The organism is Aeromicrobium sp. Leaf289, from assembly GCF_001423335.1.
Taxonomy (GTDB): Bacteria; Actinomycetota; Actinomycetes; order Propionibacteriales; family Nocardioidaceae; genus Aeromicrobium.
Genome location: NZ_LMNK01000002.1, coordinates 248,694 through 262,222 on the forward strand (window position 1 = coordinate 248,694; position 13,529 = coordinate 262,222).

The following is a 13,529-nucleotide window of genomic DNA, read 5'->3' on the forward strand; positions in this document are numbered from 1 at the left end:
GCCCGTCAGAGGCCGGCCTTCTCGTAGATCTCCTCGATGGCGTCGAGGTAGGCGCCCTGGTCGGTGTCGGCCAGCTCGACGTACGCCTGCCGGGCCTGCGCGTCCACCTCCTCGGCCACCTGCTCGTAGCGGGCGTTCCACTGCTCGGCCTCGATCTGCCAGTACCCGCAGGTGTAGAAGTCCGCCTGTGGCCAGCCGAGGTCGCGCCGGAGCCGACGTCGCGCGCCGCGGCTGGCCCTGGCCTCGCCGGCGAGCCACACGTACCGGCTGGCCGGGACGTCGGCGCTCACCTCGCCCCCGCGGGGCAGGTCCCGCTCGGTGACGGCCGCCTCGAGGGCGCCGCAGATGTCGGTCTCTCGGTCCACGACCACCCAGCGGACGTCGACGTCGGCCGGGCTGGGCAGGGCGATGCGGTCGCGGTCGTCGGTGATCACCACGACGGCCTCGACCTGCTGCCCCGGCCGCAGCCCACGCAGGATGCGGGCCAGCGCCGGAAGACCGGTGATGTCGGCGACGAGCAGCTGCCAGGCCGTGTCGTCGGGGGCGGCGTACAGGCCGTGCGGCTCCATGAGGCCCACCCGGTCGCCGGTGACGCAGCTGCGCGCCCAGTCCGAGCCGACGCCGCGCTCGTGCACGGCGATGTCGATGTCGATCTCCGGTGCTCCGTCGACCACCCGGTGGTCGGAGATGGTGTAGACCCGCGCGGCCGGCTCGACACCGCCCTCGGGCAGCGTCATGACCCAGTTCTCGTCGTACTCCGGGATCGCGAGCTCGGCGCCCGCGGGGGCGATCAGCAGCCGTACGTACTCGTCCGGGACGCCCGTCGAGACGAAGGTGTCCGGTCGCAGCGTCACGGTGACCAGGTGCGCCGACAGCCGCACCTTCCGGACGACGGTGGCGGTGCAGATCGCCGGTGCGGCGGTGGGCATGGTTCCTCCGAGAGCTGGGGAGCGGTGCGTGGCCGCGAGCGCCGCGCACGGGGCGCCCGACGGACTTGCTTAGGCTAGCCTAACTGATTCTGCGGCCGTGCTCGACGCTGGTAGTTTCGGCCGGGTGAGCCCCGCATCCGTGACCGTCCGCACGATCACCCGCGAGGAGCACCTCGACTTCGTCGCGAGCCGCCCCTCCGTCTCCTTCCTGCAGACCCCCGCGTGGGCGCAGGTCAAGGCCGAGTGGGGTGCGGAGTCCGTCGGCTGGGTCGACGCGTCCGGTGCCGTCGTCGGCGCCGCGCTCGTGCTCTACCGCCAGGTCCCGAAGGTCAAGCGCTTCCTCGCCTACCTGCCCGAGGGGCCCGTGCTGCCGTGGCTCGAGGCCGGTGACGACCTGGGCGCCTGGCTCGCACCGCTCGCGGCGCACCTCAAGGCCAAGAAGGCGTTCGGCATCCGGATGGGCCCGCCCGTCGTCACCCGACGCTGGCACGCCGCCACCGTCAAGGCCGCGGTGGCCGACTCCGCCCTCGGCACGCTCGGCGAGGTCCCGGCCGACGTCAACGACGCCGACGCGCTGGCCGTCGCCGACCGGCTGAGCGACCTCGGCTGGCGACGGCTCGCCACGGAGGGCGGGTTCAGCGCGGGCCAGCCGCAGTACAACTTCTGGCTCCCGCTCGCCGACGTCGACGGCACCGCACTCACCGAGGACCAGGTGCTGGCGGGGATGAACCAGCTGTGGCGCCGGAACATCCGCAAGGCGGCGAAGGCCGGCGTGGAGGTCACGCTCGGCTCGCGCGACGACGTGGAGGCGTTCCACCGCATCTACACCGAGACGGCCGAGCGCGACCACTTCACGCCTCGCCCCCTCGGCTACTTCCTGACGATGTGGGACGCGCTGAACGCCGAGGACCCCGACCGGATGCGGCTGTACCTGGCGCACCACGAGGGCGACCTGGTGGCGGCCACGACGCTCGTCCGCGTCGGCACGCACGCCTGGTACTCCTACGGCGCGTCCACGTCGGCCAAGCGCGAGGTGCGCGGCTCGAACGCCGTGCAGTGGCAGATGATGCGCGACTCCCTGGCCGCCGGCGCCACCGTCTACGACCTGCGCGGCATCACCGACACCCTCGACCCCGAGGACCCGCACGTCGGCCTCATCCAGTTCAAGGTCGGCACGGGCGGCCAGGCGGTGGAGTACCTCGGCGAGTGGGACCTCCCCCTCAACCGCCCCCTCTACGCCGCCTTCACGGCCTACATGAGGAGACGAGGATGAAGCGCGACGCACGCGCCGTCCACGCCCTCTCGACGCACGCACCCACTGCGCGCGTGATCGCGCTTCGTCCGAGCGACGAATACGGCGACGCAGTCGTCGACATGAGGAGACGAGGATGACGTTCGAGCTGCACGTGGACACCGAGCGGTGGCGTCGGCACCTGACGGCCACCGCCGCGCGGCTGCCCGGGCTGGTCCCGGTGATCAAGGGCAACGGGTACGGGTTCGGTCGCGAACGACTGGCGGCGGAGAGCACCGCGCTGGGTGCCGACACCGTGGCGGTCGGCGTGTACGCCGAGGTGCCCGAGGCGCTGGCGACCTTCGGCGGCGACGTGATGGTGCTCGGCCCGTGGCGTCCGTTCCTGGACGGCTCGGCCGTGGAGCAGGCGCTCGCCGACCCACGCGTCGTGCACACGGTCGGTCGCGTCGAGGACGTGACCGCCCTGGCACGGGTGCGCCCGGGGGCCCGGGTCGTCGTGGAGGGCGAGACCTCCATGGCCCGCCACGGGCTCGACCGGCACGAGCTGGCCGCGGCGGTCGCCGCCCTCGACGATCTGCAGGTCGAGGGCTTCGCTGCCCACCTGCCGATGACCGGCAGCAACCTCGCGGAGGCCGAGTCGTGGGCCGCCGCTCTGGAGGCCTCGCAGCTCGAGACCTCGACGTTCTTCGTGTCGCACCTCGGTCCGAGCGAGCTCGACCAGCTGCGCGAGCGGCGCCCCGGCCTCACGGTGCGGCCCCGCGTGGGCACGTCGCTGTGGCTCGGCGACCTCGGAGCGCTCGACGTGCGTGCCCGGGTGCTCGACGTCCACCGCGTCTCGCGCGGCGAGCGCGTCGGGTACCGCCAGCGCCCCATGCCGCGCGACGGCTACCTGCTGGTGATCTCCGGCGGCACGAGCCACGGCGTCGGCCTCGAGGCGCCCCGCGCGGGCGTGGGCGTGGTCCAGCGGGGCAAGACGTTCGCCAAGGGCAGCCTCGAGGCGGCCGGGCTGGCGCTGAGCCCCTTCACCGTCGACGGCCGGCAGCGCTGGTTCGCCGAGCCGCCGCACATGCACGCCTCGCAGGTGCTGCTGCCCGCCTCGGCCGCGGCACCCGCCGTGGGCGACGCCGTGTCGTGCGCGGTGCGGTACACGACGGCCACGTTCGACCGCGTCGTGCTGGACTGACGGTCCGCCCCGATCGGCCGGCTGCGTCGGCGTGGTCGGGTCCTGCCCTGCGGGTGCGTCGGCCCGGTCGGGTCCTGCCCTGAGGGTGCGTCGGCCCGGTCGGGTTCTGCCCTGCGGCTGCGTCGGCCCGGTCGGGTCCTGCCCTGCGGCTGCGCCGCTGCGGCTCCGGGTCGACCTGCTCCCCGAGAGGCCTCGACCGGCCGACCGGGCCCGAGGCTCGCCGAGCACCCCGGCTTCGGGGGCGCGCGGGAGCCTAGGTCGTCCTCGCGCCCTCCTTCGGCGCCGTGGGGAGCCGTCAGAGGTAGGTGGCGCGCGCAATCAGCAGGGCCGAGGTAGGTGGCGCGCGGATACCGGGTCTCATTCCGCGGCTCGGCTACCTCCGGCGTCAGCATTCCGCGGCCTACCTACCTCTGACGGGCACTCCGCGGCTCACCTACCGCTCGCCCGATGGGTCCGTCGGAGGTAGGTCTCGCACCGGATGGCGGAGGCATGAGGTGCGAGACCTACCTCCGACTGCCCGATTCGGTGCGAGACCTACCTCTGACGAGTCAGTCGTTGCCGCCCCCGCCGCCACCGCCGGGCAAGGTGGGCGTCGGCTCGGGCTCGGAGGGCTCGGGCTCGGTCGGGGCCGGCGTGGTCGGCTTCGGGGTCGTCGGCTCGGGCTTCGGCTTCGGCTTCTCGGTCTTCTTCGGCCTGGGCGCGGGCGGGACGTAGGTGTTGCCCTTGTCGGCCCGGATGTTGGCCGGGGCCGGGAAGCTGCCGCACTCGGTGCCCTCGAGCGCCGGGTCCATGAACGCCTTGAAGGTCTGCGCCGGGTAGGTGCCACCGAAGAAGGGCACGAGGTACCCCTCGAGGTCCTCGTTGCCCACGCCGCGGCTGAGCGTCACGGCCGTGGCCAGCTTGGGCGTGGCCCCGACGAACCACGACGACGAGACGCGCTGGTCGTCGTCGGCGCCGGCCGTCGCGGTGCCCGTCTTGCCGGCCGTCGGGCAGATCGTGCGCCCGCTCGTGCCGGTACCCGCCTGCGTGACCTTCTGCAGTGCCGCGAGGGTGTCGGCGGCGACGTCCTCGGGGATCGTGCGCTTGGTCTCCCGCGCCGGCAGCTCGAGCTCGTCGCCCTGGGCGCTGGTCACCTTCGACAGCACGTGCCACTCCGCGCGCTCGCCCTCGGCAGCGAGGGTCGCGTAGGCGTTCGCCATGTCGACCGCGGGCACGCCGGCATAGCCGAGCGACGTGACGGCGACCGGGTCGATCTGGTCGGTCACCGTGGCCGGGATGCCGGCGTCGTTGGCGGCCTCCAGCACCTTGCGGGCGCCGACCGAGATGTCGGCGTCGGCGCCGCCGCTCATCTGCTGGGTGATGTCGACGAAGGCGGTGTTGATGGACTTCTGCGTGGCGAACTCGAGCGTGACCCGGCCGAAGGACTGACCACCGCTGTCGCCCTGGTTGCCGACCTCGGCACCACCGATGCGCACCGGTGAGTTGCCGTTGAGGGTCGTGCGCAGGCTGTAGCCGTCCTCCAGCGCCGCCACGAGCGCGAACACCTTGAACGTCGAGCCCGGCTGCACGCTGGAGGTGGCCCAGTTCAGCTGGCTCTCCAGGTAGTCCTTGCCGCCGTACATCGCCTTGACGTCACCGGTGCCCGGCTCGACCGACACCAGGCCGACGTTGAGCTCGTCGAGGTCCTGCGGGACGGTGTTCTCCACCGCGTCGACGGCGTCGGCCTGCAGACGCTTGTCGAAGGTCGTGACGACGCGCAGGCCGCCGCCCAGGATCTGGTTGTCGCTGAAGCCGGCGTCCTGCAGCTGCTTCTGCACGAGGGCGAGCAGGTAGCCCTTGGTGCCCTTGAAGCGGTTGGCGTTCTTCTTCTCGGCGAACTTCGGCAGCCGCTCCTGGAACTCCGCGGCCTCCTCGGCCGTGATCGCACCGGACTTGGCCATCCCGTCGAGCACGTAGCGGTAGCGCGGCAGGATCCGCTCCTCCGCCCCCTCGGTGTAGGGGTCGTAGTAGGTCGGGTTGTTGATGACCGTCGCGAGCATCGCGGCCTGCGGGTAGTTCAGCTCGGACGCCGGCTTGTCGAAGTAGGTCTCGGCCGCGACCTCGACGCCGTACGCGCCGTTGCCGAAGTAGATGGTGTTGAGGTAGCCCTCGAGGATCTCGGACTTGCTCAGCTGGTTGTGGATCTTGATCGACAGGATCGCCTCGCGCACCTTGCGCTTGTAGGAGCGGTCCTGGTTCAGGTAGAGCACCTTCACGTACTGCTGCGTGATGGTGGAGCCGCCGCCGGTGATCTGGCCGCTCGTGGCGTTGTCGCGCGCGGCGCGGACGATGCCCTTGAAGTCGAGGCCGCGGTTCTCGTAGAAGGTGCGGTCCTCGGCCGCGATCACGGCGGCCTGCATGACGGCCGGGATCTCGTCGAGCGGGACGCTCTCACGGTCCTGCATGGCGAAGTCGCCCAGCTCGGACTTGCCGTCGGAGTAGTAGACCTTGGTGGTCTGGGTCTGGAAGTCGGCGTTCGCGTCGGGGATCTCGATGACCCGGTAGAGCACGAAGAACAGCAGCGCGCCGCCCAGGATCCCGAGCACGACGAGCACCGCGAACCAGCGCAGCACCTGCTTCCAGCGCGGGCCGTCGCCACTGATGCGACGGAACAGGCCCGGCTTGCTCGGGGTGCTCTTCGCCTTGGTTCGATGCGTGCTGGTGGCCACGGACCACTTCCTCCGTCTCGGCCCTGCTCCTGGCAGGGCGTGGTGCTGTGCGTGCGCCCGGGACACGGCGCGGCATCAGGCCAGTGTGCCTGACCAACCTGAGAAGGCCATGATGCACGGTCCCCCTGCTCTGTGGCACGTGTCTCGTCCAGACGGTCTCGCCCTACCCACCCGACCTGACATACGGTCTTTCATGTCATGCCGCGCTGATGTATCGTCCCGATATACCGAGTCGTCACGACGACGTCTCTCGAGCCGGCCAGGAGGATCGCGATGCCCCGTCGCGGAGCGACCCTCGAGCTCGCCACCATCGGTCTGCTGCACGACACGCCCATGCACGGCTACGAGCTGCGCAAGGAGCTCATCAGCCTGCTCGGCTGGGGCCGCGTGCTGTCCTACGGCACGCTCTACCCCTGTCTGAAGTCGCTGGTGCGGGCCGGTCTCATCGAGGCCGACGACGACCCGGCCGTCGAGGTCCGCGGCCGCCGCAACCGGATCGTCTACCACCTCACCGCCGCCGGCAAGGAGCACTTCGCCCATGCCATGGAGGACTCCGGGCCCGCCACGTGGGACGACGAGACCTTCAGCGTCCGGTTCGCCTTCTTCGCCCGCACCGAGCGTGCCACGCGCATGAGGATCCTCGAGGGCCGGCGCAGCCGACTGCAGGAGCGGCTCGAGAACGTGCGCGAGGCCACCCAGCGCGGCCGCGACCGCGCCGACGCCTACACCCGCGAGCTGCAGCGCCACGGCCTGGAGTCCGTCGAGCGCGAGGTCCGCTGGCTCACCGAGCTCATCGAGCGCGAGCGCGAGCCGCAGGACGAGCCGCCACCTCCTCCCACCTGACCCCCTCATCCGCACGACCATCCATCCACCCGTCATCACCCGTCACGAAGGAGAACCCATGGGTTCGGCCACCAACCAGATCCGCGTCGCGATCGTCGGCGTCGGCAACTGCGCCACGTCGCTCATCCAGGGCGTCGAGTACTACAAGGACGCCGATCCGGCGGGCACCGTCCCCGGGCTCATGCACGTCCAGTTCGGCGACTACCACGTCAACGACATCGAGTTCGTCGCCGCGTTCGACGTCGACGCCAAGAAGGTCGGCTTCGACCTGGCCGACGCCACCACCGCCAGCGAGAACAACACCATCAAGATCGCCGACGTGCCGCCCACCGGCGTCACGGTCCAGCGCGGCCACACGCTCGACGGCCTCGGCAAGTACTACCTGCAGACCATCGAGGAGTCCGACGCCCCCGCCGTCGACGTCGTCCAGGTGCTCAAGGACACGCAGGCCGACGTGCTCGTGTCCTACCTCCCGGTGGGCTCGGAGGAGGCCGACAAGTTCTACGCGCAGTGCGCCATCGACGCCAAGGTCGCGTTCGTCAACGCCCTGCCCGTCTTCATCGCCTCCGACCCCGAGTGGGCCAAGAAGTTCGAGGACGCCGGCGTCCCGATCATCGGCGACGACATCAAGAGCCAGGTCGGTGCCACCATCACGCACCGTGTCATGGCCAAGCTGTTCGAGGACCGCGGCGTCTCGCTCGACCGCACCTACCAGCTGAACGTCGGCGGCAACATGGACTTCAAGAACATGCTCGAGCGTGAGCGCCTGGAGTCCAAGAAGGTCTCGAAGACCCAGGCCGTCACGTCGAACCTCACCGGCTCGCTCGCCGGTGTGGGCGCCAACGACCGCAACGTGCACATCGGCCCGTCGGACTACGTGGCGTGGCTCGACGACCGCAAGTGGGCCTACGTGCGCCTCGAGGGTCGTGCGTTCGGCGACGTGCCCCTGAACCTGGAGTACAAGCTCGAGGTGTGGGACTCGCCCAACTCGGCCGGCATCATCATCGACGCCATCCGTGCGGCGAAGATCGCCAAGGACCGTGGCATCGGCGGCGCCCTGCTGAGCGCTTCGTCGTACCTGATGAAGAGCCCGCCGGAGCAGCGCCCCGACGACCTCGGCCGCTCGAAGCTCGAGGCGTTCATCCGCGGGGAGGAGGAGCGCTGAGCGCTCCCCCCTGACGACGACGGGGCCCGGACACCTGACGGTGTCCGGGCCCCGTCGCGTCTACGGGTGGTGCGTCACGCCTGCTCGACGCGGCGACGGCCGAGACCGACCATCGCGACGCCGCCGGCGAGCAGCGCCACGCCGGCGACCACGAACGGTGCCATCGAGTCGGCACCCGTGGCCGGCAGCTGCGCCGCGGCCGACACGGGCACGGTCGCCGCGGCCGGCGTGACGCGGTTCGAGGTGTCGCCCCCGTCGGACACGGCCGGGTCGCTCGGGTCCGTCGGATCGACCGGGTCGGTCGGGTCCGTCGGGTCGGTCGGGTCGACAGGCGCCTCCTCGAGGCCCTCGGGGAACGGGTTGTACCCGAAGAAGTAGGTCCCGGGGGCGCCGTCGTCGCTGCTGGACGGACGCGCGGTCGAGTAGGAGTCGGCGCCGACGGTGGCCAGCGAGTCCAGCGCCTCGGCCTCCGTCGGTGCCACGCCGTAGAAGAGGAAGAACTCGACGAAGTCGCCCGCAGCCAGCGAGCCGAAGCCCAGGTCGAAGTGGGCGACCAGGTCGTCGGGACCCCGGTCGTCGACGTCGCCCTGCTCCGTGCCGAAGTCGCTCCCGAGCACGTTGGCGTCGACGAAGTCCGTGCCGGCACCGACGACCGCCACGTCACGGTCCACCACGCTGACGAGCTCGGAGAAGGCCGTCGGCTCGGCGTCCCAGTCCATGACGCGGCGGTAGCGGACGTCGTCGAGCGTGCCGTCGGTCAGGTTCTCGATGCGCACGCGGATGACGTACACGTTCGGGTCGAGCAGCGAGGGGGTGAAGGCATGGGTCACCCGGAAGGTGGGCGCCTGCGGGTCACCCACGGTGACGACGGAGGTGGCGGTCGTCGGCGTGACGTCGAAGGACTCCACGGTGAGGTTGCTGCTGCCACCCAGGGCCTTCAGGCTCTGACCGCTGACACCGGTCCCGGCGTCACCCACGCCCCATCCCTCGTACGGTCCGCCGGCTCGCAGGCCGTCGTTGCCGGTCGACTCCTGCTGCAGGCCGACGAGCTCCCCGGCCTCGCCGTCGTACACGATCAGCGAGCCCTCGTCGTTCACGCCCAGATGGACGGTGCCGTTGCTGATGCACGCGCCGGGGAAGCAGGCGTCGGTGGGATCGGGTGCGGCCAGGGCGGTCACGGGCCCCTCGGCGCTCCGGCCGACCGAGGCCGGCGCAGGTGCCGCCGCGGGTGCCGAGGCGGAGGCGGGTGCCGCCTCGGGTGCCGAGGCGGAGGCGGGTGCCGCCTCGGGCGCGGAGGCGGTAGCGGGTTCGGGGGCCGACTCGCTGGCGGGTTCGGGCGCCGGGGCCGACTCGGTCGTGGTGATGGGCTCGGCGGACTCGTCCGCCAGGGCTGCGCCGGGGGTCACGACGACGCAGAGCATGGCGCCGGCCAGGAGGGCGGCAGCACGCGCAGATGCGCGGGGGAGGTGGGTCATGAGCGCAGACTAGGTCGATCGCTCCGCCCCCATACGTGTTTTGAACTCTTCGTCCAGCTCCGGGGTCCTTCGGCATGGTCCCGCACCACCCTGGATCGGTCTCGACGCGAGGAAGCACCGAGCTGTCGATAAGGTTCGACCGTGTCGATCGACCTGCGCCGCGCCGAGTCCGTGCGTGGTGGCGTGTACGCCGCCGTCCTCGTCGCGCTCGTGGTGCTCCTCGCGGCACTGGCCACGCTCGTGGTCACCGACGCCTCGCAGGACCTCGACGGCGAGGTCGCGCAGGCCGCCTTCGACATCAGCTACTCGCGTCCGTGGCTGGTCGACGTGCTCGAGGTGATCGCGCTCGTGCTGTCGAACGTCGGTGTGGGCATCGCGCTCGCCGTCGTCGCCGCGATCGCGTTCGGGCGCCGCGAGTGGCGCATCGGGATCTGGGTCGTGCTGAGCGGTGTGGTGGCCATCGGCGGCAACGCACTCGTCAAGCTCGTCTTCGCGCGACCCCGTCCGGCCTGGGAGGACCCGGTCCACGAGATCGGCGGGTACTCGTTCCCGAGCGGCCATGCCGCCGGCGCCGGGGTGCTGTTCACCGTGCTGGCGATGCTGACCATCGTGGCCACCGGCCGCGGCTGGAAGCGTCGCATCCTGCTCTCCCTCTGGACCCTGCTCGCACTTGTCACCGCGGCCGACCGGGTGCTGCTCGGGGTGCACTACCTCACCGACGTCACGGCGGGTCTCGCCTTCGGCGCCCTGGTGGCCGTGGCCCTCTGGCTGGTCGTCGCCACCGACGCCAGCCGCCTGCCCTCGGAGCTCGCCGTGCTCACCGGGACCGGACGCAAGCGTGCCGCCGTCGTGCTGAACCCGTCGAAGGTCGCCGACGTCGAGGAGTTCAAGACGCGCGTGCGACTCGTGGCGGACCAGAACGAGTGGAACGAGCCGCTGTGGTTCGAGACCACCGTGGAGGATCCCGGCTACGGGCAGGCGCAGGCCGCCCTCGAGGCCGACGTGGACCTGATCGTCGCCGCCGGTGGCGACGGGACCGTCCGCGCGGTGTGCGAGGAGGCGGCCCGCACCGGCGTGGCGGTCGCGATCATCCCGCACGGCACCGGCAACCTGCTGGCCCGCAACCTCGGCGTCCCGCTCAACCCGCGCGACGCGCTCGAGGTCGCCTTCGGCGGCCAGGACAAGGCGATCGACCTGGCCCGGTTCACGACCGACGGCGGGGTCGACACCAGCTTCCTGGTCATGGCCGGCCTCGGCATGGACGCCATGATCATGACCGGCGTCAACGACGAGCTGAAGAAGAAGGTCGGCTGGGCCGCGTACTTCGTGTCCGGCATCAAGGCACTGCGCTTCCCGGGCATGAAGGTCACCATCACCGTCGACGACGGCGAGCCCCGGACCTTCCGCGCCCGCACCGTGGTCATCGGCAACGTCGGCTTCCTGCAGGCCGGTCTGCCCCTGCTGCCGGACGCCCAGGTCGACGACGGTGAGCTCGACGTCGTGGTCATCGCACCGCGTCGGCTGTTCGGCTGGGTCTCGATCGCCCTGCGCGTGATCGCCCGCCGCAAGCGCACCAACGACCGCCTCGACCGCTTCACCGGCCGACGCGTGCACGTGAAGGCCTCGGGCCCCACCCCCATGCAGCTCGACGGCGACCCCGTCGAGGAAGGCACCGAGATCACCGCGGAGGTCCGCCCCGGCGTGCTCCTCGTGCGGGTGCCGGTGCTGCCCGCGACGCTCAAGCACTAGCCTCCGGCCGGTCCCACCGGAAAGGACCATGGTCCTTTCGGGTGGGGGGAAATGGCCCTGCCCGGTGATGGTGGCGCGGGGCGGGCGAGCCTACCGTGGAGCCACGAGGGTAGGAGAGGAGTCAATCCTGCCCTGAAGGTCCCGAATTGGCTGCAATTCCAAGGAAAATTCGGTTCGACCCACCGTGACGCCGCCTCGGGGTTGCTCGTTGAGCAGCACGAGCGACGACGTCCGGTCGCTCATCCCCCCTCTGCACCGGCACGTCGTGCCGCGCACCCGAACGGACTCCTCTCATGCTCACCAGACTCCTCCCCGTGCTCGCGCTCGTCGCGGGCACGGCCATGATGCCCGCGCCGGCCCTCGCCGCCGAGGGCGAGGCACCACCGACCAGCGTCGAACAGGCCCCGGCCGCCGCGCCGGCGCCCGACCCCGCTCCTGCTCCGGCGCCCGACCCCGCGCCCGCGCCCCCGCCCGTCGAGGAGGCGGCAGCCCCCGCCCCGGAGCCGGCAGCGAAGGCCGCCGACGCCTCGGCACCCGTCGCCCGCGCCGCGAGCGCGAAGCCCGACAAGCCGACCGGCCCCCCGGCGCCGCCGAAGGACACGCCGAAGAAGGTGTACGTCTGCAAGTACGTCGGCACCCCCGGCGACGGCGAGACCCTCCAGAACGTCATCGAGGTCTCCGTCAACACGCTGAAGGACTTCACCGGCAGCTTCCCCTCGACCTTCCCCGACGCACAGGGACGTTCCATTGCCATCGGCTACGCCGGCGGCGACGAGCCCGTGCTCGGCCTCGACGCCTGCCCCGCTGCCGACGGCGGCGACCCCACCGATCCGGTCGATCCGGTCGATCCGGTCGATCCGGTCGAGGTGCCCAAGAAGGTCTACGTCTGCAAGTACGTCGGCACCCCCGGCGTCGACGAGGAGCTCCAGACCGGCCAGAACCCCATCGAGGTCTCCGTCAACGCCCTCGACGACGGCTTCCCCGGGACCTTCCCCTGGTCCTTCACCGACGGNCGACGAGGAGCTCCAGACCGGCCAGAACCCCATCGAGGTCTCCGTCAACGCCCTCGACGACGGCTTCCCCGGGACCTTCCCCTGGTCCTTCACCGACGGCCAGGGCAGCTCCGTGGCCATCGGCTACGTCGGTGACGACCTCCCCGTCCTCGACGTCGACGACTGCCCGGCGGCCGACGGCGGCGACCCCACCGACCCGGTCGATCCGGTCGATCCGGTCGAGGTGCCCAAGAAGGTCTACGTCTGCAAGTACGTCGGCACCCCCGGCGTCGACGAGGAGCTCCAGACCGGCCANCCCGGTCGATCCGGTCGATCCGGTCGAGGTGCCCAAGAAGGTCTACGTCTGCAAGTACGTCGGCACCCCCGGCGTCGACGAGGAGCTCCAGACCGGCCAGAACCCCATCGAGGTCTCCGTCAACGCCCTCGACGACGGCTTCCCCGGGACCTTCCCCTGGTCCTTCACCGACGCCCAGGGCCGCTCGGTGGCCATCGGCTACGTCGGCGACGGCCTGCCCGTCCTCACCATCGAGGACTGCACCCCCGACGTGACCGATCCCGAGCCGCTGGCCGCGACTCCCCAGTTCGCGACGGCTCCCACGTGCCCGACCGACGGCGGCATGCCGCGCGCGCTGTTCGTGCTCGACGGCCTGTTCACCGCCGTCATCACCCCGACGGTCGGCGTCATCGCCACCTTCACCGAGGGTGACGGCATCACGGGTCCGTGGGAGCTCACGTTCACGCCGGCCGACGGCTACACGCTCGTCGACGACGAGGGCGACCCGCTCGAGAGCCCGTACGTGGTCTCGGGCAACGCCGGCGTCGCCGCCGACTGCGACGAGATCGTGGTCGTGGACCCCGAGCCGACGGGTGTCACCCCGGCCTTCACGACCGAGCCGACCTGTGCCGTGGACGACGCGGTCTCGGCGCTGGTCGCGATCGACGGGCTCAATCGCGTGTCCGTCGTGCCCACGGCGGGCGTGGTGGCGCAGTTCACGCAGGGCGACGGTCTCACCGGTCCGTGGACCCTCGAGTTCACCCCGGTCGAGGGCTTCGAGCTGGTGGACGGCGAGGGCGATCCGCTCGGCGTGCCGTACGTCGTCTCGGGCGACGCCGGCGTCGCTGCCGACTGCGACGAGATCGTGGTGGTCGACCCCGGAGGGGACCCCGACCCCGACGAGCCGACCGAGGAGACCGGTACCTCCGGCGATGACG

The 13,529-nt window shown here is 71.5% G+C and carries 8 protein-coding genes; 5 read left to right on the forward strand and 3 right to left on the reverse strand.

Annotated features, from left to right (window positions below; genetic code table 11):
- Window positions 1-5: 5 nt before the first annotated feature.
- Complete coding sequence (locus ASF37_RS05120; protein ID WP_056579364.1) at window positions 6-929, reverse strand: siderophore-interacting protein; 924 nt, start codon at window positions 927-929, stop codon at window positions 6-8.
- A 124-nt stretch (window positions 930-1,053) separates the two neighbouring features.
- Here ASF37_RS05120 and ASF37_RS05125 point away from each other — a divergent pair, with 124 nt between their 5' ends.
- Window positions 1,054-2,202, forward strand: coding sequence for a peptidoglycan bridge formation glycyltransferase FemA/FemB family protein (locus ASF37_RS05125; RefSeq protein ID WP_056579366.1), 1,149 nt, complete (start codon window positions 1,054-1,056; stop codon window positions 2,200-2,202).
- 115 nt (window positions 2,203-2,317) lie between these two features.
- Complete coding sequence (locus tag ASF37_RS05130) at window positions 2,318-3,364, forward strand: alanine racemase (protein WP_056579368.1); 1,047 nt, start codon at window positions 2,318-2,320, stop codon at window positions 3,362-3,364.
- A 548-nt stretch (window positions 3,365-3,912) separates the two neighbouring features.
- Here ASF37_RS05130 and ASF37_RS05135 read toward each other — a convergent pair.
- Complete coding sequence (locus ASF37_RS05135) at window positions 3,913-6,072, reverse strand: transglycosylase domain-containing protein (protein WP_056553592.1); 2,160 nt, start codon at window positions 6,070-6,072, stop codon at window positions 3,913-3,915.
- A 273-nt stretch (window positions 6,073-6,345) separates the two neighbouring features.
- Between ASF37_RS05135 and ASF37_RS05140 the strand changes: the two genes are divergently transcribed.
- Together ASF37_RS05140 and ASF37_RS05145 are read left to right on the forward strand one after the other, a co-directional pair.
- Window positions 6,346-6,915, forward strand: coding sequence for a PadR family transcriptional regulator (locus tag ASF37_RS05140; protein ID WP_055961713.1), 570 nt, complete (start codon window positions 6,346-6,348; stop codon window positions 6,913-6,915).
- Window positions 6,916-6,973: 58 nt separating this feature from the next.
- The gene (locus ASF37_RS05145; protein ID WP_055961716.1) at window positions 6,974-8,080 is read left to right on the forward strand and encodes an inositol-3-phosphate synthase; all 1,107 of its coding nucleotides are present in this window, start codon (window positions 6,974-6,976) and stop codon (window positions 8,078-8,080) included.
- A gap of 74 nt (window positions 8,081-8,154) precedes the next feature.
- On the opposite strand, the gene ASF37_RS05150 is transcribed toward ASF37_RS05145, so the two are convergent.
- A complete protein-coding gene (locus ASF37_RS05150) occupies window positions 8,155-9,555 on the reverse strand; it encodes an LPXTG cell wall anchor domain-containing protein (RefSeq protein ID WP_056553587.1) in 1,401 nt (466 codons plus the stop codon).
- A 141-nt stretch (window positions 9,556-9,696) separates the two neighbouring features.
- Here ASF37_RS05150 and ASF37_RS16765 point away from each other — a divergent pair, with 141 nt between their 5' ends.
- A complete protein-coding gene (locus ASF37_RS16765; protein WP_082495311.1) occupies window positions 9,697-11,304 on the forward strand; it encodes a diacylglycerol kinase family protein in 1,608 nt (535 codons plus the stop codon).
- The last annotated feature ends 2,225 nt before the right edge of the window (window positions 11,305-13,529 follow it).

What these genes read in the sequence shown, in the direction of transcription:
- ASF37_RS05150 (WP_056553587.1), bottom strand. Translation starts at nt 9,555, where the DNA reads ATGACCCACCTCCCCCGCGCATCTGCGCGTGCTGCCGCCCTCCTGGCC.
- ASF37_RS05140 (WP_055961713.1), top strand. Translation starts at nt 6,346, where the DNA reads ATGCCCCGTCGCGGAGCGACCCTCGAGCTCGCCACCATCGGTCTGCTG.
- ASF37_RS05120 (WP_056579364.1), bottom strand. Translation starts at nt 929, where the DNA reads ATGCCCACCGCCGCACCGGCGATCTGCACCGCCACCGTCGTCCGGAAG.
- ASF37_RS05130 (WP_056579368.1), top strand. Translation starts at nt 2,318, where the DNA reads ATGACGTTCGAGCTGCACGTGGACACCGAGCGGTGGCGTCGGCACCTG.
- ASF37_RS05145 (WP_055961716.1), top strand. Translation starts at nt 6,974, where the DNA reads ATGGGTTCGGCCACCAACCAGATCCGCGTCGCGATCGTCGGCGTCGGC.